The sequence below is a fragment of the Paenalcaligenes niemegkensis genome (genome assembly GCF_022230885.1).
GTDB lineage: Bacteria > Pseudomonadota > Gammaproteobacteria > Burkholderiales > Burkholderiaceae_B > Paenalcaligenes > Paenalcaligenes niemegkensis.
Genome location: NZ_JAKGCT010000005.1, coordinates 239,529 through 265,597, shown reverse-complemented (window position 1 = coordinate 265,597; position 26,069 = coordinate 239,529). Strand labels below are relative to the sequence as shown.

Below are 26,069 nucleotides of genomic sequence, written 5' to 3'. Positions count from 1 at the left end.
TTAACGGATACCTATTATGTCGCGTGAAAGATCAGACTTCCTAGTCGGCTTGTTTTTGCTAATTGGCTTGGGAGCCTTAGCTTTTTTAGCCCTGCGCGCTGGAAACCTAAGCTCTTTTTCCTTTGCTCCCACCTACACGGTTCAAGCCTCCTTCGATAATCTTGGCGGCCTGAAAGTGCGCGCTCCTGTCAAAAGCAGTGGCGTTGTTGTCGGGCGTGTCAGTAATATCAGTTTTGACAACACTGAGTTCCGTGCCGTGGTCAGCCTTGATCTGGAAGATAGCTTCAAGTTTCCCGATGACAGCTCTGCTTCCATCTTAACGTCTGGTCTCTTGGGAGAGCAGTACATTGGCCTGACTCCAGGCGGCAGCGACGACGACCTGCATGAAGACAGCAAAATCCTGTACACCCAAAGCGCCGTGGTACTTGAAGAGCTCATCAGCAAGTTCCTCTACAACAGCGCGAGCGAGTAAGCCTTAACCTTACTTAACGCTTATATCGGCGTATTGTCACTACATTCGCTGCTGTTTTTGTACCTTGGCCACACGGCTTCTGTTATCTTTACTTTTCTGTTTTCGGATCCACACGATTATGAATGCCATCGAGCAGCCATCCATTTTTACCGTTAAGCGTGTATCGCGTATAACGGTTGCAGCCGCAGCTGTCGCACTTTTTCTGGTTGCGCGACCGTAAATAATCCAAGCCCCAACGATCCCTTCGAGCGTTACAACCGCTCAATGGATACCGTTAACTACAACATCGACAGAGCGCTGTTCCGCCCGGTTGCCTCGGCCTATACGGCACTTACGCCGCAGCCCGCCAGAACCTGTATTCACAACATGTTTAACAACGTGGGTGATATCTGGTCGGCAACCAACAGCTTCCTGCAAGGCCGTCCGCATGACTTCTTCAACACTCTGGGCCGCGTTCTGTTTAATAGCACGATGGGTCTGGGCGGCTGCTTCGACGTCGCCTCAAAGAATGGCTCGCGCCGTATTTCCAACGACTTCGGTACCACACTTGGCGTTTGGGGCTTTCCCACTGGTCCTTATGTGGTTCTGCCCTTAATAGGACCAAGCACCGTACGGGACACGGCAAGCCTGGCTACCGTCGCGCTTGATGTTGAAGGCTTTTCTCGCGTCGCACCCATTACCGCCATTAAAAACGTTCCGGTTCGCAACTCAATACTTGCTTTGTATCTGGTTGATGTACGCGCTAACTTGCTTGATGCTGACGACCTGGTGAGCGACGTCGCCCTTGATCGTTACAGCTTCATCCGCGACGCCTACCTGCAACGCCGCAACGCCATGGTCGAAGGCCGTCGCCAGGGTTCTTCACCTGACGATCTGGCATTGCCCGACTATTCGGACGATTACGACGATGAAGACGAGGCAGTCTCACCAGCTCCAGCCGCGAACTAATTGCCAATACAAGACTCTTAAGGTTATGCATACACATATATTCTTCACTCGCCGCACTGTCTACGCTGTTTTTCTTAGTGTCGTGCTTGCGTTGTGCTTAAGCGGCACTGTCCGAGCCAAAGACGCCGTTGACCGACACGCGCCTCCTCCAGAATTTGTTCAGGTGGTTGCCACAAACGCTCTTGAAGCCGTTAAAGCCGACAAGGCAGCCCAAGGCGGTGACCGCGCATCCATCAATGCGCTTATTGACGAATACGTCATGCCCTACGTCAACTTCGAAAAAACCACCCGTTTGGCGGCTGGCCGTCATTGGCGTACGGCTACCCCCGAGCAGCGCACTCAACTGGTAGAAGCCTTTAAGAACACCTTGATCCGCACCTACAGTGGTGCCCTGGCCCAGGTTGATCAGCGCTCAAGCATCAGCATTCAGCCTTTCCGCGGGGACCCCTCCGCCGAGGACGTTGTGGTACGGTCAAGCTTCAACCAAAGCAATGGGCCTGCCGTTGCGGTCGATTACCGCATGGAAAATACGCCCGATGGCTGGAAAATCTACGATATCAACGTAGAAAACATCTGGCTCATCCAAAATTATCGCAACCAATTCTCAGAGCAAATCGCACAAAATGGCATTACCGGCTTAATCGACGCACTTAATCGACAAAACCGATAATTCCCTACGCGCATTGGCCTCCTGCCTCTACTGGCGCTCACTGGTATGGCCTGATTTATAATCAAAGTCGGGCTTATTGGTGAGCCCGGCTTTTTTTATTTATACATGTCTGCAATCACGTTAGAAAACGTTACCAAAACATTTAGTCCCAAGCCTCGCGGGCTGAAGGACTTTTTTACGCGCGCTCCACAAGAGACCGGCTTTCAAGCCCTGAAAAACGTCTCCCTTAACGTTGAGTACGGCGAGTTTTTGGCTTGCTCGGCCCTAACGGCGCGGGCAAGACCACCATGATCTCCATTCTGGCAGGCATTACCCAGGCCAGCAGCGGCTCAGCCAGGGTCTGTGGCTACGATGTCACTGCCGACTTTCGCGACGCCCGCCGGTCATTAGGGGTGGTGCCCCAAGAGATCGTCTATGATCCGTTCTTTACGGTACGCGAGTCATTGCGCCTGCAGTCGGGCTACTTTGGCTTACGTAACAACGATGACTGGATTGACGAAATCCTGGCTAATCTCGGATTAAGCGATAAAGCTGACGCAAATATGCGTGCGCTCTCTGGTGGCATGAAACGTCGTGTGCTGGTTGCTCAGGCATTGGTACATCGCCCGCCCGTTATTATTCTTGACGAGCCCACCGCCGGGGTAGACGTAGACCTACGCCGCAATCTCTGGGAATTCATCGCCCGGCTTAACAAGGCAGGCCACACGATTTTACTTACTACTCACTATCTTGAAGAGGCCGAAGCCTTATGTGGCCGTATCGCCATGCTTAAAGATGGCGATATCATCGCTTTAGATACGACTCAAAGGCTTCTGGACCGCGTGGGTGGTCACGACCTCGAAGAGGCATTCGTGCGTATTATGCACGGCGAACAGTTCAATGAGGCCCTGGCATGAATCAGCCTGTAACCCAAGGCAAGCGATGGGGCGTGCCCGCTGCCGATACCTCCAGCCCTTCAACCACTGTTTCCAGGCTGCCACCCCAGCCAGCGATGGGGTCGGGTTTTCCTACCCTGTTACATAAAGAGCTGCTGCGCTTCTGGAAAGTTGCCTTCCAGACCATTGCCGCGCCTGTTTTAACCGCTTTGCTGTATCTGCTGATTTTCGCGCACGTACTGGAAGGCCGGGTTCAGGTGTATAACAGCGTGCCTTACACGGCATTCCTGATCCCCGGGTTAATGATGATGAGCATGCTGCAGAATGCCTTTGCCAACCCCTCGTCATCGTTAATGCAAAGCCGTATCACGGGCAATCTGGTTTTCATTTTATTGCCTCCCTTGTCGCATCGCGAGATATTTAGCGCTTATCTGTTGGCAGCTATCATCCGTGGCTTATGTGTAGGGCTTTGCGTATGGGCGGTATCATTGTTTTTTGTACGCCTGCCGGTTAGCAATATACTGTGGATAATTAGCTTTGCTGTGCTGTCATGCGGGATAATGGGCGCGCTGGGTATTATTGCCGGGCTCTGGTCAGAAAAATTTGATCAGTTAGCGGCTTTTCAAAACTTTTTGATCATGCCCGCTACCTTTTTGTCTGGTGTGTTCTATTCCATACATAGCCTGCCCCCTTTCTGGCAGTCAGTATCGCACTTGAACCCCCTGTTTTACACGATTGACGGCTTCAGGTATGGCTTTTTTGCTGTCTCTGATGTCTCGCCATGGCACAGCCTGGCCGTTGTTTCAGCGGTATTCGCTGTGCTGTGCTTGTTACTATTACGCTTGCTTGCTGCAGGTTATAAATTACGGAATTAATTTGTTATGTTGCCGACACCCGAACTCGTACACTCGTACCTTGCCGACAACCTTAACTGCGAACACCTCGAAGTCACGGGCGACGGCGCCCACTTCGAAGCACTTATTGTCAGCTCCGAATTTGAAGGTAAACGTGCCATCGCACGCCACCAACTGGTCTACCGCGCTTTAGGCAACCGTATGGACGCCGAGATTCACGCGCTTTCAATGCGAACTCTTACTCCCGCCGAATATAAGGCAGACATTAATGGATAAACTGCGCATTACCGGGGGCCAGCGCCTCTCTGGCGAAATCACGGTCTCCGGTGCAAAAAATGCAGCCTTACCGATATTGTGCGCAAGCCTGTTAAGTGCTGATGCCGTAACGCTCGCTAATGTTCCCTCGCTACGCGATATTGACACCACGCTCAAGCTATTGGGGCAGTTAGGTGTGCGCGCCGATCGGGGACGCAACACCGTCACGCTTCAAGCCGATCAGATTTCCAGCCTCGAAGCCCCCTACGAACTCGTAAAAACCATGCGAGCTTCGATTCTGGTACTCGGTCCATTACTGGCCCGCTTTGGCGAAGCCAGGGTCAGCCTGCCCGGCGGCTGTGCCATTGGTCAACGACCTGTAGACCAGCATATTAAAGGCCTGGAGGCCATGGGTGCTGAAATCCAGATCGAGCACGGCTTCGTCATAGCCAAGGCTTCGCGCTTAAAGGGTGCCATCATACGCACCGATATGGTGACGGTAACCGGCACTGAAAACCTGATGATGGCCGCTGCGCTTGCCGACGGAGAAACCGTCATCGAGAACGCGGCTCGTGAACCCGAAATTATTGATTTGGCTGAATTGCTCATTGCCATGGGCGCCAACATTAGCGGACACGGCACCGACCGCATCGTTATTCAGGGCGTAGAACGCCTGCACGGTGCCGAGCACACCATCATGCCTGACCGCATCGAGACCGGTACTTTTTTATGTGCAGTTGCCGCCACTGGTGGCGATTTGATGCTGCGCAACACCTCGCATCACACATTAGGCGCTACGCTAGACAAGTTGCGTGAAGCTGGTTTGCATATCGAAGTTGGAGACGACTGGATCCGGGGCACCATGCAGGGCCGCCCCAAAGCCACGAGCTTCCGCACCAGCGAATACCCAGGCTTTCCTACCGACATGCAAGCTCAATTGATGGCGCTCAATACGCTCGCTGATGGCACTGCTTTTATTGTAGAAACCATTTTCGAGAACCGCTTTATGCACGTGCAGGAGCTTATTCGTCTGGGCGCACAAATTGATATTGATGGCAATACTGCCGTGGTTACCGGCGTCGAGCGCTTATTAGGCGCACGTGTCATGGCCACCGATTTACGCGCCTCGGCCAGCCTCGTCATTGCCGGCCTTGCTGCCGAAGGCTCCACCGAGATCGAGCGCATTTATCACCTAGATCGCGGTTACGACCGCATGGAAAGCAAACTGCAAGCCGTAGGCGCGCAAATCGAACGCATCTCCAAGGACAACGCATGAGCCCAGCCAGTGCCGATCGCCCCATTACCTTAGCGCTATCCAAGGGTCGCATATTCGATGAAACCTTACCGTTGCTCGAAGAAGCGGGTATCAGGGTACTTGAAAGCCCTGAGTCATCGCGCAAGCTTATCTTGCCTACCAATTCGCCCGATTTGCAGATCATTATCGTGCGGGCTACCGATGTCCCCACCTACGTACAGTATGGGGCAGCACATATAGGCATTGCAGGCAAAGATATCTTGCACGAGCACAGCGAGGATCATCCAGGGGAATTTATCAGCCGCTGGACTTGAACATCGCACGTTGCCGCATGAGTGTAGCCGTTGCCGAGGGCTTCGATTACGAGACGGCAGTCAAGCAAGGGTCGCGTTTACGCATTGCCACCAAATACACACGCGCAGCACGTGAACACTTTGCATCCAAAGGCGTGTACGTCGATTTAATCAAGCTCTATGGCTCCATGGAGCTTGCGCCCCTGGTGGGGCTGGCCGATGCTATTGTTGATCTCGTCTCCACCGGTGGCACCTTAAAAGCCAATCGGCTGGTCGAAGTTGAGGAAGTCGCTCAGATCTCTTCCCGCCTGATCGTCAACCAGGCAGCCATGAAGACACGCCAATTGCAGCTGCAGCCACTTATCGATGCCTTCAAGCGTGCGGCGGTTGATCCACACCAAAGTTAAGTCATCCGATATACACTTATTGTTGTAGTGTTCGCCTTTACGATCCAAGCACCATGCCTATTATTCGACGTTTAAGCACCCAGAGCGCACAATTCGATACCGAATTGCGCCAATTACTTGCCTACGAGTCGTCACAAGACGATGCGATCGAACACGCCTGTAAAGAAATCCTGCAAGGCATACAGCAGCACGGGGATACCGCGCTGCTTGACTACACCCATCGCTTCGATCATCTGCAAGCTGGCTCGGTTGCCGAGCTAGAGATCACACGCGACGAACTGCAGGCTGCCTTAAACTCGCTTCCTTCAGAACAGCGTAGCGCCTTAGAGGCCGCAGCCGGGCGCATCCGTCTTTATCACGAGCGCCAGCGCACCGCCGACTGGTCCTACACTGAAGCAGACGGCACGGTACTGGGCCAAAAGATCACGCCACTCGATCGGGTGGGTCTGTATGTACCTGGTGGCAAGGCTGCCTACCCCTCGTCGGTCCTGATGAATGCCATTCCCGCGAAAGTTGCAGGTGTAGCACAGCTGATCATGGTCAGCCCGACCCCGGGTGGCGAACGTAACCCGTTGGTATTAGCGGCAGCCGCCCTGGCAGGTGTGGACAAGGTTTACACCATCGGTGGCGCGCAGGCCGTGGGAGCGTTGGCCTACGGCACAGAAAGCATTCAGCCTGTGGATAAAATTGTAGGCCCCGGTAACGCCTATGTTGCTGCAGCAAAACGTCGGGTTTTTGGCACAGTGGGCATCGACATGATTGCCGGGCCCAGCGAAATTCTGATTATCGCTGATGGCAGCACCCCTGCCGAATGGATCGCCATGGACCTGTTCTCCCAGGCCGAACACGACGAACTGGCCCAGTCCATTTTGCTATCTCCTGATGCCGACTATCTTGCCGCAGTCGAAGCTGCAATCGAAAAACTGATCACCACCATGCCGCGAGAAGCCATTATCCGCGAAAGTCTGAAAAACCGGGGGCCCTGGTTTTAGTCAACGATTTAGACGAAGCCTGTACAGTGGCTAACCATATCGCGGCAGAACACTTGGAAATCTCCACCCGGAACCCCGAACACTGGGCAGAAAAAATTCGTCATGCGGGCGCTATTTTCATGGGCCCCTACAGTTCTGAATCGCTAGGCGACTACTGCGCCGGCCCCAATCACGTGTTGCCAACTTCGCGTACTGCCAGGTTCTCGTCGCCTCTGGGAGTGTACGACTTCCAGAAGCGCAGCAGCATGATCAATATTTCACAGGCCGGCGCTCAAACGCTTGGCCCTATTGCCGCGACGCTAGCTAAAGGCGAAGGCTTATACGCCCACGCCGCGAGCGCCGAGTATCGGCTCACACAATCTTAATTTCGGTGTCACTACCGCTTAGCCATGCGTACTGCTGAAGTCTCTCGTAATACTAACGAAACCCGAATTCGTGTTGCTATCAACCTTGATGGCACCGGGCGTAAAAATCTGAATAGCGGTGTTCCGTTCCTGGATCACATGCTGGATCAAATTGCCCGGCACGGCCTGATCGACCTTGATATTCATTGCGATGGTGATACCCACATCGATGATCACCACTCGGTGGAAGATATCGGTATCGCTCTAGGCCAGGCCTTCTCCGAGGCCGTGGGTGACAAAGCCGGCCTGCGTCGTTACGGCCATGCCTATGTGCCGCTGGACGAGTCCTTGAGCCGTGTCGTGATCGACTTCTCGGGCCGTCCAGGCTTGTACTATCACGTTAATTTCAGCCGCGCCCGTATCGGTACCTTTGACGTAGACCTGGCTCGCGAATTCTTCCAGGGCTTTGTAAACCACGCCAACGCCACGCTGCATATCGATACGCTTCGTGGCGAAAATGCCCACCACCAATGTGAAACTATTTTCAAAGCCTTTGGCCGAGCAGTGCGCATGGCGCTGGAAACTGACCCCCGTAACGAAGGTGTCATTCCTTCTACCAAAGGCGTGCTTTAAGCACAAAGTCGGGAGTCCTTTGCGAAATTCAGCGGCAACTGAAAACTAAAGTTCTTTAAAAAGAACCCCGACACGCCGCTTTACGGCAGAAGGTATATTGCTGATTTCCAGCACAGATATAAAAGACGGGCCAGGTTGTTTTACAACCTGGCCCGTCCTGCCTCATGATGCGTACTACAGCCAATATTTCAGCTATTAAATACCGCCCATCAGCATGTATTTAACAACCATATAGTCTTCCAGGCCGTAACTTGCACCTTCCCGGCCTATCCCAGATTGCTTAACGCCCCCAAATGGAGCAGCCTCGTTAGACAAAATTCCCGAATTAATGCCAATCATTCCATACTCAAGTGATTCGGCAACACGCCAAACCCGACTAATATCCCGGCTATAGAAATAGGCAGCAAGACCATACTCGGTGTCATTGGCCATCTCCACCACTTCCTCATCGCTGTGAAAACGGAACAAGGGCGCCAGCGGGCCAAAAGTTTCCTCCCTGGCCACTTTCATGTCGGACGTCGCATTTGCCACAACGGTAGGCTGAAAAAACAACCCGCCCAATTCGTGAGAGTCGCCACCCGTCAATACCTTGCCACCCTTGGACAAGGCATCGGCAATATGCTCTTTAACCTTATCTACGGCGCCCTGCTCGACCAAAGGTCCCTGAGTCACGCCCTCGCCCATCCCGTCTCCAACGTTAAGCCTGCCCACAGCAGCAACGAGTTTCTCGGCAAAGGCATCATAGATTTTGTCATGCACGTACAAACGATTGGCACAAACACACGTTTGACCCATATTGCGGTATTTACTTGCCATTGCCCCTTCAACAGCGGCATCCAGGTCAGCGTCATCAAATACGATAAACGGTGCATTGCCACCCAGCTCGAGCGAGACTTTCTTGATTTGCCTGGCACTTTGCGCCATGAGCAAACGTCCGACTTCAGTCGAACCCGTGAAGCTGACTTTACGCACCGTGGGATTAGACGTCATTTCGCCGCCAATATCCGAGGCCGAGCCCGTTAAGACCGAGAACACGCCCTCTGGCACGCCGGCCTCTTGCGCCAACACCGCTAAAGCGTAGGCAGAGAAAGGGGTTTGCGTGGCGGGCTTAACCACAATCGTGCAGCCGGCACCAAGCGCCGCGCCCACCTTGCGCGTGATCATGGAAGAAGGAAAATTCCAGGGAGTAATGGCTGCGCAGACACCAACCGGCTCTTTAACCACTACAACCCGGCGGTCGGCAGCAGGCCCCGGGATCGTTTGCCCATAAGCCCGCTTGCCTTCTTCGCCATACCATTCCAGGTAGGAAGCACCATACGCGATTTCACCACGTGACTCCGTCAAGGGCTTACCTTGCTCCAGAGTCATAATCACGGCCAGGTCCTCTTGATTTTGCATTACCAAATCAAACCATTTGCGCAGAATGCCTGCACGCGCTTTAGCAGGCATGACTCGCCACTGCTTAAAAGCGTCATTCGCCGCTGCAATGGCACGAGCCGTTTCAGCAGCCCCCATTTTCGGAATACTGCCTATCTTCTTGCCATTAGCCGGGTTAAATACGTCAATGGTTTCGCCTGAATCGGCATCCACCCACTGCCCATTAATATATGCTTGCTGCTTGAGCAGTTCGGGACGCTTTAAATTAATCATGTCACCTCCGAGGTAAATATACGATTCAACCCCAGTCTTACAAGCTGCCAGCTACCGTGGCCGCCTTTAAGTCAAAGCGGCAGAACCGTGCAAACCTATGCCTGGAGAAGAAGCTGATTCTCAATCTTATATTATTTAACTATTAACATAATCGGCGAAAGGCACCCGTTATAGCAAGGGCAATCGCCTTAAAGTGGCCTTATTAAGACAGTTGCTTAATTGAAATCTATGGAGCCATTTTGGATGAGTAGCAAGGTGCCATTTCTATAAATTGCTATGTTCCAGCTCAGCGTCTATAAGTTTTGCCAATTGCTTAAAAGCCGGCTCGATGTCTTCTTCGTTTACGGTGGCATAGCCAAACAGTAAACCAGGCAGTCGCTTCGTACCAGAGTAATAGTTTGAAAGTGGCCGGACCCATATGCCCCGCTTTTGGGCTGCAGCGGTGATTGCAACATCGCTCACACCCTGCGGTAAATGCATCACTAGATGCAAGCCTGCTTCTTGGCTAGACATCGGCCAAGCAGTTCCATAATGACTACAGATGGCATTGCGCAGTAACGTCTGGCGCCGTGCATACACCGCTTTCATTTTGCGCACATGACTTGAATAATGACCTTCAGAGATAAAATCCGCTAAAACCGCCTGATCAATCAGGCGCCCTTCGCGGTATAGCTCTGACATGCCCAGGGAAAGAAGGGACGCCAATTTTTTTGGTACTACGATGTAGCCCAAACGAATACCGGGAAACAAGGTTTTGGAAAAGGTCCCCAAATAAATAACCCTGTCGTAGCTGTCCAGCCCTTGTAACGATGCAATAGGCCTGCCCCCAAAGCGAAATTCGCTATCGTAATCATCTTCGATAATCCAGGCACCACGCTGGTGCGCGTACTCTAGCAGCATACGGCGTCGCCCCAGGCTCATGAGCGTTCCGAGGGGATACTGGTGCGAAGGCGTAACAAAAATGAATTGCGGCGGCTTCTGCATTTGCCCGGCATCAGGACTCAAGCCCTCTTCATCTACATCCACTGGAACCAATCGAATTCCGGCCGCTCGCAGTACCGTACTCGCTCCCCAGTAACCGGGGTTTTCCATCCATGCTGTGCTGTCAATATCGCCCAGTAATTTAGCAATCACGCTTAAGGATTGGTGAATGCCAGAGGTAATGATCACCTGCTCAGCTTCGCAGCGAACTGAGCGCGCAATACGCAGATGATCAGCCAAGGCCTGGCGTAGTGGCAGATAGCCAGAGCCATGCGCATAGGTCATAAGATCGGGCATCGGCTTTTGCCAATACCGGCGCTGTAGACGCATCCAGGTCTTGTTAGGAAATAAACGTAGATCGGGCACGCCCGGCACGAACGCTCCCCACTGTTGTTTTGACGCCTGGGCATGATGAAGGAGCTCGATGCCCCGACGCGATAACAGCAGGGTTTCATCAATCGAAGGCTGCAGCGAGTCGTCAGTATCGTCCTTTTTCGAGGCGGACATAACAGGGACGGTATCAGACACAAACGTACCGCTTCCAGTGACCGCGACCACGTAGCCTTCGGCCTGCAGTTGCTCATAAGCAGCGATGATGGTGTTACGTGACAATAGGGTTTCACGCGCTAATGCACGGCTGGCGGGCAGCTTTGTACCCGCAGGTAAATCGCCATCAAGAATAAGTGCACTAAAGGCCTCGTATACCTGTCGTGCAAGCGGAGTCTCGGCATTGCGCTCGATTTTCTGCAGCAAAAGCTCGTGAACTAGCATTTCCAACATCGCATCAACTCACTATTGTTCGTCAAAAACAGGCCCCCTCTGCTAGCAGGGTTTAGGAATACTCCTTGAAAACCCCAACCTAGGGAAAACGCCGTGAGTGAAAAAATAAGGCTTGCATTAAACTGGCCTTGTGGCCTGACCACTCGGTTACGTTGCCGCGGGTTGATTGTTATCAAGGACTTAGACTCAATCTCCTTGATTAGGCTCACCGTTACATCTTCGATCAAGAACGAGACTACCACAAGTGGCTCTGCCTTCGAGTCAAGATATGGCTCTTTAAACAGCGCCAGTCACGCATTACCTTAGTCTCATAACAACTTCTGCAGGAGACAAGCAGTGAAGACAAAACCTTGGATAAAACTTGGGCTTGGCGCAGCGATGCTAGCGATGACTTTCAGTGCTGGCGCCCAAACCCGCGGTGGCACCTTAAGCATGATTGTGCAGCCAGAGCCTCCTGTTCTAATTCCCGCAATTAACCAACAGGCCCCAACGCAATACATTACCGGCAAAATTTACGAAAGCCTGTTCCGCTTTACGCACGACTTAAAACCCGAAGCTAATCTGGCCAAGTCCTGGGAAGTTAGCGAGGACGGCAAAAGCTATACCTTTCATTTACAAGAAGGCGTGACCTGGCATGATGGCGAGCCATTTACTGCCGACGATGTCATTTTTTCAATGACCGACATGCTGCCTGAAGTGCATGGACGCGCAAAGGTCATCCTGAACCGCTATCTTGAAGGCGTCGACAAAATTGATGACCTAACCGTGGTCATGAAGTTGAACGCCCCTTTGCCAGCCTTCACGTTGATGTTTGAGCCCGCTTTTGCACCGATGATGCCCAAGCACATTTACGAAGGTACCGACTACCGGAACGCCCCCGCCAATCAAAAACCTATTGGTACTGGTCCCTTCATGTTCAAAGAATGGCGACGCGGCGAACATATCAAACTGGAACGCAATCCCAACTATTGGCAAGAGGGTCTTCCCTATCTGGATGAACTGATCTTTAACGTGATACCCGACTCAGCTTCCCGTGCCGTTGCCTTTGAACAGGGCCAAGTGGATGTGCTTCGCGGAGGCGACGTCGATAACGTCGACGTCAAGCGTCTTGCAGCGTTGCCGAACGTAGAAATGACAACAAAAGGCTGGGAACTTCTTTCTCCTCAGGCGTACTACTTGTTCAATATGCGTCAACCGCCATTCGACAACGTAAAGGTGCGTCAAGCCGTTATGGCAGCCGTCAATCGCGACATTATTGTCAATAACATCATGTTTGGCATGGGCAAAGTCTCAACCGGCGCTTTCGTCAACACCGAGATGTTTTACGACAGCAATACGCCCACCTACACCTTCGACATGAAAAAAGCACGCGAGCTGATTAAAGAGTCTGGCATTAACCCGGGCGACTACACCGTCAACATGCTGAGCTTTCCTTATGGTTCCACCTGGGAGCGCCTGGATGAATACACCAAACAGGCACTGGAGCAACTGGGCTTTAAGGTTAATCTCGCCGCAACAGACGCAGGCGGATGGGCGAGCCGAACCAGCAACTGGGAATTTGACCTCACTACAACCTACGCCTACCAGTATGGCGATCCTGCCTTTGGCGTAGAACGCTTCTATATCGAGTCAAATATCGTTAAAGGCTCTCCTTTTGCCAACGTGCAAGGCTACAAAAACCCTGAGCTCGACAAAAAATGGGCCCAGGCTGCAGCCGAAACCGACCCGGAAGAACGTCAACGCCTTTACAGCGAAATTCAGACCACCTTAGTCAACGATGTTGCGCAAGGCTCATTGGTCGATATGGAGTTTGCGACAATCTATCGTGACAACGTCAAGAACCTGGTGAAAACAGCTATTGGCCTGCATGATAATTTTGCCGACGTGTACATCGAATAAGCCACGCTATCCAGCTGAACAGCCCCTTCGGGGGCCCTGCTTATCTCAGAGGACACAGGACTCAATTTATGAAATTTTTGATATTTTTGGCCTCGCGTCTGGGCAAGGCGCTTATTGTTATCCTGGGCGTTGTCATCATCAATTTTTTCCTGATTCGGCTCGCTCCAGGCGACCCGGCTGCAGTGCTTGCCGGTCAGGCTGGTGTCAGCGATCCGGCCTATGTTGAACAATTACGCATTGCTTTTGGCCTGGATAAGCCTCTCCTAAGCCAGCTATGGCTATATCTGAAAGGTGTGGTACAGCTGGATCTCGGCTATTCGTATCGAAATCATGTTCCTGTCTTAACGCTCATTCTTGAGCGTTTGCCTGCCACCTTTTTGTTGATGTCCTCGGCTTTTATATTTTCGATAATCGCCGGCGTCTCACTTGGTGTAATAGCCGCCCGCTCACGCTTCTCTGGCCGTCGCCGCTGGATAGACAGCGTCGTCACCAGTGGAGCGCTGATTCTTTACGCCACGCCTCTGTTCTGGCTATCGCTAATGGGAATTCTCTTGTTTTCCGTGGTGCTTGGCTGGTTACCTGCCTTTGGGATGGAGTCGGTAGGCTCACGCTTGACGGGGCTTGCCCGGGTGCACGATATCGCCCGGCACCTGGCTCTGCCCACGCTAACGCTAGGCTGCTTCTTCATGGCCTTTTACGTACGTCTAACCCGCGCCTCGATGCTTGAAGTCATTGGCATGGACTTCGTTAAAACTGCCCGCGCCAAAGGAGTGCCCGAGGGACGCGTCATCCGCACACATGTGCTAAGAAACGCCCTGTTGCCGGTGGTGACCTTTGCAGGCATTCAGTTAGGCCAGATGGCAGGCGGCGCCGTTTTAACCGAAACGGTCTTTGCCTGGCCCGGCATCGGGCGCTTAATGTTCGACGCCCTGTTACAGCGCGACTACCAATTGCTGCTGGGCATCTTCCTGGTCACCTCCACCATGGTGGTCCTGTTTAATCTGATCACAGAAATTATTTATCGCCTGATCGATCCTCGTATTGGCGCTGGTGGACAGGAAGGAGCAGCCTGATGAACACCTTCTTCAGACGTTACTCACGTAACTGGGGCGCCGTATTTGGCCTCATCGTTATTTTATTCGTGTGCTTCCTCGCTATTGCCGCCCCCTATATTTATGAGGAATCCCCCTGGATGATGGTGGCTGCGCCGTTAATCCCCCCTTGACTGATGCCGCCTACCCGCTTGGCACCGACATGCTGGGGCGCGATATAACTGCAGGCCTTGTATGGGGCGCGCGGGTATCGCTCATGATCGGGTTGCTTTCAACAGTGATTGCCTTGGCCTTTGGAGTCGTCATCGGCACGATTTCGGGCTATTGCGGTGGTCGTATTGATGACGCCTTGATGCGCTTCACCGAGTTCTTTCAGACCATTCCCCAACTGGCACTCACCGTTGTTATTGTCGCGGTTATGGGTCCCTCGCTAGTCTCGATTACAGGGGCCATAACAGTGGTGTCCTGGCCCCCGGCTGCGCGACTGGTGCGCTCGGAGTTTTTGTCGCTACGTCAGCGCGAATTCGTGCAGGCGGCTATTGTCATTGGGCAAAAACCCGCACGCATCATTTGGTCTCAAATCTTGCCCAATGCCATGTCGCCCATTATTGTTTCAGCCTCATTTATGGTCGCAACAGCCATTCTTACTGAGTCAGCACTGTCGTTCTTAGGACTGGGCGATCGCAACCTGATGAGCTGGGGCTTCATGATCGGTGCCTCCCGAACCATGATTCGCGAAGCCTGGTGGATGTGTGTGTGGCCGGGCGTGGCAATCATGCTGACCGTGTTGGCCATTAACCTGATCGGTGAGGGCCTCAACGACGCCCTAAACCCGCAGTTACGCAAACGCGGCGAATAGGAGTCCACGATGAATACAGGGAAAGACCCCTTGCTGTCAGTACAAAACCTAAGCATTCCACTTGAAAAGGGCAGCGACCGTAAGTTTGCTGTTGAAGACGTATCGTTCGAGCTCCATGCCGGTGAGATTCTATGCATTGTGGGTGAGTCAGGTTCAGGCAAATCCATGAGTGCGAATGCCATTCTGGGCCTGCTCCCCCTTATCTCAAGCCCAGCCAAGGATCCATTCTATTTAAAGGCAAGGATCTGGTTAAGACGCCGGAAGCCGAGCTGACCAAAATGCGCGGCAAAGATATGGCAATGATTTTTCAAGAGCCCATGTCTGCCCTTAACCCTCTAATGACGGTTGGTGCGCAGGTGACCGAAGTCATGGAAGCACATAGGGCGTTTACGCCCGACGCCCGCAAGCAGCGCGCTCTTGATTTATTCAATTTCGTAGGACTTCCAGATCCCAAAGTGCTTTATGACACACACCCTTTTCGACTGTCAGGGGGACAACGCCAACGCGTCATGATCGCCATGGCCCTGGCTCTCGAACCCCCTCTACTTATTGCCGACGAGCCTACCACCGCCCTGGACGTCACAACGCAAGCACAAATTCTGGCGCTTATCGCCAAAATTCAGAAAGAGAAAGGCATGGGTGTCATGTTCGTCACTCACGACTTTGGGGTCGTGGCTGAAATTGCCCATCGCGTTGCCGTCATGGAAAAAGGGATTCTGGTCGAGCAAGGTAGCGTCGATCAGGTTCTTAATAACCCTCGACATCCCTATACGCAGCGTCTCATCGCAGCCGTGCCTCATTTGCGCAAAATAGAACGTGTGGTAGCCAAAGAGGGCGAGGTCGTGCTTGAAGTGGCGAATTTACAAAAAACCTACGTGACCGGTCGCACCCTATTTACCAAACCACGCATTATCAAGGCTGTAGATAACGTTAGCTTTACGGTGCGGCGAGGGGAGACCTTAGGCATTGTGGGCGAATCCGGCTCAGGAAAAAGCACAATCGGAAAATGCCTGCTTAAACTGATCAAAATCGACGGTGGTGAGATTCGTTTCCAAGGTACGGATATAGCGGGTTATAGCGAAGCGCAACTACGTCCGCTTAGGCGCCATGTACAAATGATCTTTCAAGATCCCTTTGCCTCACTTAATCCCCGGCATACTGTGGGCCGGTCGATTTGTGACGGCCCCATTGCGAATGGCGACTCGCCCCGCGACGCCGAACATCGTACCCGTGAGCTGCTTGAGCTGGTGGGCCTGGATGTTTCAGCATTTGATCGCTACCCAAACCAGTTCTCCGGTGGCCAGAGGCAGCGTATCGGCATTGCCCGTGCCCTGGCGCTGAACCCTAGCCTGATCGTCGCAGATGAATCAGTTTCTGCACTGGACGTTTCTGTTCAGGCACAGGTGCTTGAATTGCTGCAGTCACTGCAAAAACGTTTACAGATTGGCATCATCTTTATCACTCATGACTTACGCGTTGCTTCGCAAATCTGTCACTCAATTGCAGTCATGCATCAAGGAAAGATTGTGGAGTTCGGCAAGCCCACTGACATTTTCAACAATCCCCAGAGTGATTACACCAAACGTTTAGTCGATGCGATTCCCGGTAAGCAGTGGGAGCCGCAAGAGTCGGTTGTCTAAAAAGAAACAAAGGAAATTTCATGAGTAACGTGCCACTCTCCACAGCTGTTCCCACCGTACAAATCGACAACGCAGTGACTCGCGTCACCGAATGGCATTTTCCGCCACACTCCGAAACCGGATGGCACAAACACGAAATGTCCTATGTCGTCGTTCCCATGACGACCGGGCCCTTGCAGCTCGAGCACCCGGACGGCAGTGTGACGACTAGCCACTTAAACGCTGGACAAAGTTATACCCGCGATGCAGGAGTAGAGCACAACGTCATCAATCCTAGTGACACTCCTTTCACCTTCGTTGAAATTGAGTTTAAGTAAGGAATAAACAGAATGACCACCACAACTCTTGAAATCAATGGCGAACGTCTTTGGGATTCGTTAATGGAACTCGCCAGGATTGGCGCAACGCCGAAAGGCGGTAATTGCCGTCTTGCCTTAACTGAGCTGGACGGCGAGGCCCGTGACTTGCTGTGCAACTGGATGACAGACATCGGCATGACGGTCACGGTAGACCAGGTTGGCAATATTTTTGGTCGCCGTGCCGGACGCAATCCGGACCTCCCCCATCGCTACAGGCAGTCACATTGACACCCAGCCCACAGGCGGAAAATTTGACGGGTGTTTCGGTGTTCTGGCGGGCCTGGAAGTCATGCGCACCCTGCACGACACCAACATCAATACCGAAGCACCCCTAGAGTTAATTATCTGGACTAACGAAGAAGGCACCCGCTTTGTGCCCGTAATGATGGGATCGGGCGCCTATTGCAAAGTCTTTCCCGTTGAAACCGCGCTGAATGCTGTGGATCTGGACGGAAAGTCGGTTCGCGATGAGCTGAAAAATATCGGCTACGACGGAGACTACCCTGTTCCTGGACACGCATTAGGCGCTTATCTGGAAGCCCACATTGAGCAAGGCCCTATCCTGGAAGCCCAGGAAAACGTTATTGGGGTTGTAACGGGCTCTTTAGGGCTACGCTGGTATGACGTTACTGTCACCGGAATGGAAGCGCACGCAGGACCCACCCCCATGGAACTACGTCAAGATGCTCTCTATGCGGCAAGTTTCCTCATGCAGGCTGTGATCGAAATCGCACGAGAGTTTGGTCCTGAAGGACGCGGCACGGTCGGTGTCGTTGATGTTTATCCCTCTTCGCGGAATGTCATTCCTGGCAGCGTTAAATTCAGTGTGGATCTACGCCATGAAAAGGCCGATTTACTCGATGAGATGGAGGCTCGCTTTAGAAGCTTATGCGAAGAAATCTCAACTGGCAAAAACATCGGCTTCACTACGCAAATCGACATCAACGATATCCAGCAGTTTGCGCCTACCCCTTCGCTCCGGAACTGGTCGAAAATGTGCGGAGTCAGGCACAAGTCCGCGGTTATCCCCATCAATCCATCGTCACTGGCGCTGGACACGATGCAGTATACGTTGCGGGCGTACACCCGACAGCCATGATCTTTATTCCCTGCAAAGACGGTATTAGCCATAATGAAATTGAAGACGCCAAGCCGGAACACATCACCGCTGGCGCAAACGTGTTGCTAGGCGTCCTGCTGGAGCAGGCAAGAATCGTCGAATAAACACGAGGTTTTATGCAGCCCCTTGCGAATCCGACCTCTAGTCTGAACCATAAAAGTGGCATTCTGCTATTTTTTTGCGGGCTTGTCACCTTTGCTGTATTCGATGCGGGAAGCAAGTATTTTCTTAACTTCTACCCGGCTCCTTTTTTGAATGTTTTGCGCTACTCCACGGTTAGCGTTTTCGCCCTTTTTTTATTGCTTAAACATGGCGTCGCCCCGCTGCCCAAGGGCCGCATACTGAAGTTGCTTGTTCTACGTGGCGTCACGCTGGGCGTGGCTGGCACCGCCTTCATGACCGCATTGACCTGGATGCCCTTGGCTGAAGCCACAGCCATCTACTTCACCTCACCACTGCTTATTGTTGCCTTATCTGCCTGGCTATTAAATGAACGAGTGGGCCGTGCTCAATGGTATGCCGTACTTGCGGGCCTGATTGGCATGCTGCTGATTGTGCGACCGGGCAACGAACTTCCTATACTCGGAACCGTACTTATGGCAGTCGCCGCTTTAAGCTACGCCTTATTTCAACTGCTGACACGTAAACTGGCAGGATTGGTTCCCGGACACACCCAGTACGCTACCACCGCATTTGTATGCTGGATCATTACAGCGGTACCCGCTCCTTTCTTTCTGCCCGAAATATGGCCCGACTCTGTTGACCTGGCCCTGATTATCGGGCTGGGCGTGCTAAATGCCATGGGGCAGATGCTGCTTATTGCAGCATTTCAACGCGTGGCAGCCTCGACACTGGCACCGTACAACTACTGCCAATTGCTAATGGCAGTGCTAATCAGTTCGCTCGTATTTAAGCAAGCTCCTGATTCACTTGCCCTTGGCGGCATTGTTCTAATCATTGCAGCAGGTGTTTTTTTAGCACGCCGCGCGCCCGCAAGCCTGCCAGTCTACTCCACAGAGAAAATCTCATGACGACTCCAGCTACCTTACACGATTGGGAAGCGCTCGCCTCAACGCTACGCTTTCGTTCACATGCCATCATCGACGGCAAACCTTATGCCGGTAATGGTGAAGTGCTAAACATCGTCAATCCGGCCACCGGCAAGTTACTGACGCAAGTGCCATCCTGCTCTGAAGAAGACATTAACGTCGCCGTACGCTCTGCACGCCGAGCCTTTAAAGAAGGCGTATGGGCCAATATGCCCCGGCGTGAGCGCAAAAAATGCATGTTGAAGCTGGCCCAGCTGATTGAAGAGAATCTAAACGATATCGCGCTGCTCGAAACACTGAACATGGGCAAGCCTATTAGCGACTGCCTGCTATTCGATGTGCCGGAATCGGCCTACACCTATGCATGGTACGGTGAGCTGATTGATAAGCAATATGATGAAATTGCGCCTACCGACAACAACGCCTTAGCCACGATTACCCGCCATCCTCTGGGCGTGGTCGCTGCCGTTGTGCCATGGAATTACCCGCTGATGATGGCAAGCTGGAAAGTCGCGCCAGCCCTGGCAGCGGGCAACAGTGTCATTTTAAAGCCGGCTGACGCTTCACCCTTAACGGCGATTCGTTTGGGCGAACTTGCACTTGAAGCCGGAATTCCTCCTGGGGTACTTAATATCGTGCCTGGAACTGGGCCGGTAGCCGGTCGTGCCCTGGGCCTGCACCCTGATATCGACTGTCTGGCATTTACCGGCTCCACCGGTACGGGAAAACGCTTTATGCAATATTCGGGCCAGTCGAATCTTAAGCAAATATGGCTCGAATGCGGTGGAAAATCGCCACATATTATTTTCGACGACTGCCCAGACCTGGACCGGGCTGCTTTAGCCGCCGCCATTGGTATTTTCAACAACCAGGGTGAAGTTTGCATTGCTGGCTCAAGGTTATACGTGCAGCGCGGTATATACGACCAGTTCATGGAAAAGCTCATGGCATGCGCAACACAGATGCAACCCGGTAATCCGCTGGATCCGAAAACGGCCATGGGCGCCATGGTCAACGAAATGCATATGCAACGCGTCATGGAATTTATCCAGTCCGGCACAGCGCAAGGAGCGACGCTACGCATGGGCGGCAGCCAGGTACACAGCGATACAGGTGGCTACTACATTGAGCCCACTATTTTCGAGGTGAGTGCACAAAACATACGTATTGTCGAAGAAGAAATCTTCGGACCTGTATTAGCCGTGACCGCCTTTGACACCGAAGAAGAGGCTATTGCTTACGCCAATGACCACGAATATGGTTTGGGCTCTGGCCTTTGGACAGCAAACCTTGCCCGTGCGCATCGCGTGTCGCGCCAGCTTGAAGCGGGTCTGGTCTGGGTAAACTGCTACTTTGACAGCAACGTTTCTGTACCATTTGGAGGAGTAAAGCAATCGGGCTTTGGGCGTGACAAGTCGATCCATGCCATCGATAAGTACACCAGCCTGAAATCGACCTGGTTTAGTCTTAACGAGTAGATGTAAGAAGCGCCCCGCCCCCGTTTAATACTCTGACTCGACCCGCCAGTTGATCGGTACCTCGGCAACACTCGCCGTATTTGGCAATTCCAGTACGGTGCGCACAATTACCGCTACATCTTCAGGACGTGTGAGCTGATCCATGATCTCTTCGTCGCACTTTGCCGCCATATCAGTCGCCACAAAGCCTGGGCAAATAGCTGTAGCGCGTATACCGTCCGCCTCCCCACAATGCCGAATGCCATGGGTCAGGTTCAATACAGCCGCCTTGCTCAACGAATACAGGCTCGATTGCGGTGCCCGCACACGCTTTCCAGATAGTGAGGCAAGCACTACTACTTTCGCTCTGTCAGAGTTTTTTAAATGCGGCCATGCCCGTTGAGTAATACGTAAGGGCGACTTCACATTGACCTGTAACAGATCGTCAACCTCCGCTTCGCTCGCTTCAATCACCGGCGTTTCACTTAGAATCCCGGCGTTATGCACCAAGGCATCAATTCGTCCGAAATAGGCAACGGCGGCATCCACCCAGGCCGTTTCGCTAGCAGCATCTCGCGCATCGTAAGCCGACCAGTGCAGCGTCTCGCTGCCTACAGCACCTAGCCCAGCAGGGGCTGTGCGCGATCCCACGCTGACAGCCCAGCCCGCTTTAAGCAGTTCAGCGGCAATGGCAAAACCAATTCCTCGTCCGGCACCGCTGATAAGCGCCACACGGCGTGTTGTCATTGTCATCAACGTTCTCCTAGATAACCTTCGAGTAATGAACGCGTATTCGCTCTCAACGCGCTTATAACGTAGCCACCTTCTTGGACGAACAGGGTGGGAAGCTTCAGTGCCGCCAAACGCGCCCCTAATATCGAATAATCCGGGGTATCCAGGCAAAGGTTGCCGAAAGGATCCCCTCGAAATGTGTCGTAGCCCGCGGCGATAATAAGGGCTTCAGGCTGAAAATCAGAAATGCGTTGCAATGCACGCTCGAAATGGGGACGATACTGCGCCATTTCACTGCCCGCGATAATGGGTATATTCAGGTTATAACCTTCACCTGCATCTACACCGACCTCATCGTCATAGCCACAGATAAACGGGAAAATCACATCCGGATCGCCATGAATCGAAATGGTCAACACATCATCACGACTATAAAAAAGTTGCTGCGTGCCGTTGCCATGATGCACGTCGATATCCAGAACAACCACACGTTTAAATGTGCTGCGCAAACGCTCTGCTGCCAGCGCCGCATTCGCAATAAACGACCCGCCCATCGCCATGTCGGTCATGGCATGGTGGCCGCTGGGTCTGGACAACACATACACGCTACGTTCGCCATCAAGCAATGCCTGGGCTCCCATAACAGCAGTTTCCGCTCCCGAGTGCGCGTTTTTCCAGGTATCCGCAACGATTGGCGAAGCTCCGTCACCCAAATAACGCCCCGCCTTAGCCACTGGCAGACTTCCTTTCATTACCGGAAAATAGCGATTAGGCCAAATATTCGGACGAACCTCGAAAGAAACATCCGGGCGTTGTAGCCATTCCTCAGAGGCTGTGCGTAAGTAATGCAAGTAATCCTCCGCATGCACACGATTTAATTCGGGCATGTCTACAGAGCCTGGCTCTACATAATGACATTGCAGCTCCAGGTCTTTTAATGCTGCTTCAACCTGGGCACCGCGGCCTTGTGCATCATGGTGTAGTTGCAAGCGGCCACGCACCAAGGCATTGCCTGTCCAGTGATGATCATGAAACGGAGAAATAAAAGCTTTCATCAGCGTCGTCCTAAAATTATTTCCAATCGCGGCCCGGCAGTGCATCAATCAGCGCCTGGGTGTATGGGTGTTGGGGGCGCTGCAATACTTCAAGAGTACTGCCCTGTTCTACTATTTCGCCATGCTGCAGTACGATAATGCGTTCGCACAACTGGGCTGCCACACGTAGATCATGGGTAATAAACAGCATGGATAAACCCAGCTCGCGCTTTAAGTCGCCCAGCAATGCCAACACTTGCTCTTGTACTGACACATCCAGTGCAGAAACAGGCTCATCTGCAATAATCAGCTCGGGATTTAGTGCAATCGCACGCGCAAAGCCCAGGCGTTGACGTTGCCCCCGAAAACTCGTGTGGAAAACGATCAAGAGCTGAGGCGTCGAGCCTGACGATATCCAGTAACTCTCGAGCACGCTGCAACGCCTCGCTTCGCGTTGAGCCTTGAGCAATCATGCCTGCCGTTAAAATCGTCGACACTCTATGCCTGGGGTTCAGCGAGCTGTATGGGTCCTGAAAAATCATCTGTATACGACGGCGCAGCCCCATATCATTAAACGCCCCATCAGCCAAAACATCCTGCCCACCCACCATGGCCTGCCCTGAGTCAGGACGAATAAGCCCAGTCAGAATTCGTCCAATGGTTGTCTTGCCCGAACCGGACTCCCCCACCAGACCCACCGTTTCACCGTGTCGAATCGTAAAATCAACCCCCTTTACAGCATTGAAGGTTTGACTCGGCCTGAACATGCCTCCGCGCTTTACGTAACTTTTGTGCAGTCCCTGAACAGTCAGTAGTGTATTAACAGTCTCAGAGCCGGCATCCCGCTCCGGCGGAACGGAGGATGGCACTGCCGCCAATAACGCTTTTGTATACTCTGCCTGGGGACGATTCAGCACATCATCAACCGGGCCCTGCTCAACGACGCAACCGGCTTTCATCACCACAACCCGATCCGCAATCTCGGAAACCACACCGAAATCGTGGGTAATAAACAGGACGCCTAAACCTTTACGCTGCTGAATCTCAACCAACACCCGCAAGATTTGTGCCTGAGTAGTGACATCCAGCGCTGTTGTCGGTTCGTCAGCGATGAGGATCTCTGGCTCCAGGGCCAGAGCCATCGCAATCATCACCCGTTGACGCTGCCCTCCCGATAATTGAAAGGGGTACGAGCCCGCGACACGCTTATGATCACTCAAGCCAACCGAGACCAAAAGCTCTCCGACCCGGTCTTGCATGCTCTCTGCTGTGTCGGCAGTGTGTTCTCTCAGTGTTTCCACAATTTGATCACCGCAGCGCATCAATGGGTTCAAGGCGCTGAGCGGCTCCTGGAAGATCATTGAAATGCGCTTGCCACGTATCTTTCGCAATGTTTTTAAAGGCTGCCCCTTTAATGACTGCTCTCCCAAACGAATCTCGCCTTGCGTCACCGACAGCCCACGAGGTAACAAGCCGAGAATGGCGTGTGCCAAAGTCGACTTTCCAGAACCAGACTCGCCCACAACGCAGACCACCTCGCCGGGCTTTACCTGCAAGGAAACACCGTCGACAGCAAACGGGCGATCGGCACCACGGGGGAGCGCAATCTGAATATTTTCGATATGAAGTTCTGCGCTCATCATCCTTCCTTACGATGCAACTTGGGATTTAGCGCGTCATTCAACCCCTCGCCCACTAAGTTCACCGCTAATACCGTCATGAAAATAGCCAGACCGGGGAACAGGCACATCCACCACGCCAGTCGCAGCAGTGAGCGTGAGGCACCCACCATGTACCCCCAGCTCATTAAGTTGGGATCACCCAGACCAAGAAAGCTAAGCGCACTCTCGAGCAAGATGGCGTTAGCCACCATCAGCGAGGCCATGACAATCAACGGCGACAAGCAATTAGGTAGAATTTCCACGACAACAACACGCGTCTTTGACAGGCCTTGAACCAACGCAGCCTCGACAAACTCGCTGGATTTCAACCGCATGAATTCAGCGCGTACCAAACGGGCAATGGGCGGCCAGCTCACTAAGCCTACAGCTGCCACCACTGAATTAATGGACGGTTGAAAGATAGCAACAAACAAAATTGCCAGGAAAAAACTGGGTATCGTTTGAAAGATCTCGGTTAGGCGCATCAGTGCTTCGTCGTAACGGCCCCCAAGAAAGCCTGCAGGTACACCCACCAGAAGCCCAATGCTTACCGCCACGACTGTTGCTGCACAACCTACCAATAACGAAGCACGTGCCCCATGGGCAATTCCGGCAGCAATATCACGGCCCATCGAGTCGGAGCCGAGCCAAACACCCGGCTCTTCAAGCGGTTTTAGAAAAGGTGCTGCACCAGTATCCCAGGGACTACCTGGAAAAAGCCAGGGTGCCAGTACTGCAACAGCAATAACCAGCAGCAGAACAAACAGGCCAAGTACTGCTCCGCCATTCTTAGCAAAACGACTCCACAATCCCGTCATGACGCACTCCGCATACGTGGGTCTACAACTACATAAAGCAGATCTGTTAACAGATTCAGGGCAACTACAACCACTGAGGTGCAAAAGAACACGCCCAGTAGTATTTGATAATCGCGTTGCATCAAAGCATCGAAAGCCAGGCGTCCCACTCCCGGCCAGGCAAACACCGTTTCCACTAAAACTGAACCACCAATTAATTGCCCGGCCTGCAGTCCTGCCAAGGTTATGACGGGCAACACCGCATTACGTAACTGGTGAACCCACACCACTCGCGAAGGCGACAAACCCTTTGCCCACGCAGTTTTAACGTAGTCAGCCGTCTGCACGTCATTCATTGATGCTCGGGTCATACGCGCATAAAGCGCCACGTTAAACGCGGCCAAGGTCACAATCGGCAAGAAGGCATGATGAGCGATATCCATCCAACGCGCCGTTCCCGTCAAAGGCGAACCCATACGCTCGAAGCCAAAGGGCGGGAACCAGCCTAAATGCACTGAGAAGATCAAGACCAGCATCAATCCCACCCAGAAAATGGGCGTAGCGTAAAAAGCCAATGATCCGGCGGTGATCGCTGAGTCTTTCCATGTGCCCCTGAACTTGCTGGCCAACACCCCAAGCAGAACCCCGATTAACAGGGAGAATACAAACGCAGGGAGCGTCAGAATAAGGGTGGCCGGTAAACGATCGGCAATCAAATCCCAAACAGGCTGTTGCTGTCTGTAGCTAAAGCCCAGGTCAAAAGAAGCCATCGACTTCAAGTAACCGCCCAGCTGCACAATTACCGGCTGGTCCAGATTGAACTCTTGGCGCAATTGATCCAGAAACTGCTGGTCAGAAGCACCTGCCTCGCCCGCCAGTACACTCACAGGATCACCAGGAGCCATTCTGACCAAAGTGAAGTTGATCACGAGTACGGCCACCAGCACCATCAGTGACTTAAGCAGGACAGGTACCGCTGCCAACAGAAACCTCATCGTTTG

Annotated in this window: 17 protein-coding genes and 8 pseudogenes; 18 read left to right on the top strand and 7 right to left on the bottom strand. The window is 52.9% G+C overall.

Translation table 11 applies throughout. From position 1 onward, the window contains the following. The first annotated feature begins 16 nt into the window (after positions 1-16). From mlaD to hisB, 10 genes and pseudogenes are all read left to right on the top strand, one after another. Positions 17-472 (top strand): outer membrane lipid asymmetry maintenance protein MlaD, encoded by a 456-nt coding sequence (gene mlaD, locus L1889_RS16905; RefSeq protein WP_238666183.1) that lies wholly within the window; start codon positions 17-19, stop codon positions 470-472. A gap of 118 nt (positions 473-590) precedes the next feature. After that, positions 591-1,420, top strand: a pseudogene (locus L1889_RS16900) (MlaA family lipoprotein). A gap of 25 nt (positions 1,421-1,445) precedes the next feature. Beyond that, on the top strand, positions 1,446-2,090 hold the full coding sequence (locus L1889_RS16895; RefSeq protein WP_238666182.1) for an MlaC/ttg2D family ABC transporter substrate-binding protein: 645 nt from the start codon (positions 1,446-1,448) through the stop codon (positions 2,088-2,090). A gap of 105 nt (positions 2,091-2,195) precedes the next feature. Then, positions 2,196-2,986, top strand: a pseudogene (locus tag L1889_RS16890) (ABC transporter ATP-binding protein). 32 nt (positions 2,987-3,018) lie between these two features. Next, a complete protein-coding gene (locus tag L1889_RS16885; RefSeq protein WP_238666346.1) occupies positions 3,019-3,840 on the top strand; it encodes an ABC transporter permease in 822 nt (273 codons plus the stop codon). 6 nt (positions 3,841-3,846) lie between these two features. After that, on the top strand, positions 3,847-4,095 hold the full coding sequence (locus tag L1889_RS16880; protein ID WP_238666181.1) for a BolA family protein: 249 nt from the start codon (positions 3,847-3,849) through the stop codon (positions 4,093-4,095). Continuing rightward, the gene (gene murA / locus L1889_RS16875; protein WP_238666180.1) at positions 4,088-5,350 is read left to right on the top strand and encodes a UDP-N-acetylglucosamine 1-carboxyvinyltransferase; all 1,263 of its coding nucleotides are present in this window, start codon (positions 4,088-4,090) and stop codon (positions 5,348-5,350) included. The genes L1889_RS16880 and murA overlap by 8 nt, the downstream gene beginning before the upstream one ends. After that, positions 5,347-6,029 (top strand): annotated as a pseudogene (hisG, locus tag L1889_RS16870) (ATP phosphoribosyltransferase). Before murA ends, hisG begins: the two are co-directional and overlap by 4 nt. Before the next feature lie 53 nt (positions 6,030-6,082). After that, positions 6,083-7,386, top strand: a pseudogene (gene hisD / locus L1889_RS16865) (histidinol dehydrogenase). 24 nt (positions 7,387-7,410) lie between these two features. Further along, on the top strand, positions 7,411-7,998 hold the full coding sequence (gene hisB, locus L1889_RS16860) for an imidazoleglycerol-phosphate dehydratase HisB (protein WP_238666179.1): 588 nt from the start codon (positions 7,411-7,413) through the stop codon (positions 7,996-7,998). A 195-nt stretch (positions 7,999-8,193) separates the two neighbouring features. Here the strand turns inward: hisB and L1889_RS16855 are convergent, their stop codons facing one another. Further along, positions 8,194-9,648 (bottom strand): NAD-dependent succinate-semialdehyde dehydrogenase, encoded by a 1,455-nt coding sequence (locus L1889_RS16855; RefSeq protein ID WP_238666178.1) that lies wholly within the window; start codon positions 9,646-9,648, stop codon positions 8,194-8,196. Between the two features lie 264 nt (positions 9,649-9,912). Then, complete coding sequence (pdxR, locus tag L1889_RS16850) at positions 9,913-11,409, bottom strand: MocR-like pyridoxine biosynthesis transcription factor PdxR (protein ID WP_238666177.1); 1,497 nt, start codon at positions 11,407-11,409, stop codon at positions 9,913-9,915. Between the two features lie 336 nt (positions 11,410-11,745). On the opposite strand from pdxR, the gene L1889_RS16845 reads away from it, so the two are divergent. The 8 genes and pseudogenes from L1889_RS16845 to L1889_RS16810 all read left to right on the top strand — a co-directional run bounded on the left by L1889_RS16845 (position 11,746) and on the right by L1889_RS16810 (position 20,865). After that, a complete protein-coding gene (locus tag L1889_RS16845) occupies positions 11,746-13,308 on the top strand; it encodes an ABC transporter substrate-binding protein (RefSeq protein ID WP_238666176.1) in 1,563 nt (520 codons plus the stop codon). 68 nt (positions 13,309-13,376) lie between these two features. Continuing rightward, positions 13,377-14,381, top strand: a complete 1,005-nt coding sequence (locus L1889_RS16840; RefSeq protein WP_238666175.1) for an ABC transporter permease — start codon at positions 13,377-13,379, stop codon at positions 14,379-14,381. Next, positions 14,381-15,219 (top strand): annotated as a pseudogene (locus L1889_RS16835) (ABC transporter permease). The gene L1889_RS16840 and the pseudogene L1889_RS16835 overlap by 1 nt, the downstream one beginning before the upstream one ends. A 9-nt stretch (positions 15,220-15,228) precedes the next feature. Continuing rightward, positions 15,229-16,859 (top strand): annotated as a pseudogene (locus tag L1889_RS16830) (ABC transporter ATP-binding protein). A 20-nt stretch (positions 16,860-16,879) separates the two neighbouring features. Beyond that, positions 16,880-17,176: a cupin domain-containing protein gene (locus L1889_RS16825; protein WP_238666174.1), complete on the top strand. Its 297-nt coding sequence runs from the start codon at positions 16,880-16,882 to the stop codon at positions 17,174-17,176. Between the two features lie 12 nt (positions 17,177-17,188). Further along, positions 17,189-18,442: pseudogene (locus L1889_RS16820) on the top strand (Zn-dependent hydrolase). 12 nt (positions 18,443-18,454) lie between these two features. Further along, positions 18,455-19,369: a DMT family transporter gene (locus tag L1889_RS16815; RefSeq protein ID WP_238666173.1), complete on the top strand. Its 915-nt coding sequence runs from the start codon at positions 18,455-18,457 to the stop codon at positions 19,367-19,369. Then, the gene (locus tag L1889_RS16810) at positions 19,366-20,865 is read left to right on the top strand and encodes an aldehyde dehydrogenase (protein WP_238666172.1); all 1,500 of its coding nucleotides are present in this window, start codon (positions 19,366-19,368) and stop codon (positions 20,863-20,865) included. The genes L1889_RS16815 and L1889_RS16810 overlap by 4 nt, the downstream gene beginning before the upstream one ends. A 24-nt stretch (positions 20,866-20,889) precedes the next feature. Here the strand turns inward: L1889_RS16810 and L1889_RS16805 are convergent, their stop codons facing one another. The 5 genes and pseudogenes from L1889_RS16805 to L1889_RS16785 form a co-directional block, all read right to left on the bottom strand. Next, the gene (locus L1889_RS16805; RefSeq protein ID WP_238666171.1) at positions 20,890-21,597 is read right to left on the bottom strand and encodes an SDR family NAD(P)-dependent oxidoreductase; all 708 of its coding nucleotides are present in this window, start codon (positions 21,595-21,597) and stop codon (positions 20,890-20,892) included. Continuing rightward, positions 21,597-22,631 carry a histone deacetylase family protein gene (locus L1889_RS16800; RefSeq protein ID WP_238666170.1) on the bottom strand — a complete coding sequence of 345 codons (1,035 nt, stop codon included), beginning with the start codon at positions 22,629-22,631 and terminating at the stop codon, positions 21,597-21,599. Before L1889_RS16800 ends, L1889_RS16805 begins: the two co-directional genes overlap by 1 nt. A 16-nt stretch (positions 22,632-22,647) precedes the next feature. Further along, a pseudogene (locus L1889_RS16795) lies at positions 22,648-24,250 on the bottom strand (dipeptide ABC transporter ATP-binding protein). Next, a complete protein-coding gene (locus L1889_RS16790) occupies positions 24,250-25,089 on the bottom strand; it encodes an ABC transporter permease (protein WP_238666169.1) in 840 nt (279 codons plus the stop codon). Before L1889_RS16790 ends, L1889_RS16795 begins: the two are co-directional and overlap by 1 nt. Then, entirely contained in the window at positions 25,086-26,063 is a 978-nt protein-coding gene (locus tag L1889_RS16785) for an ABC transporter permease (protein ID WP_238666168.1), read from the bottom strand. The genes L1889_RS16790 and L1889_RS16785 overlap by 4 nt, the downstream gene beginning before the upstream one ends. Positions 26,064-26,069 lie beyond the last annotated feature (6 nt).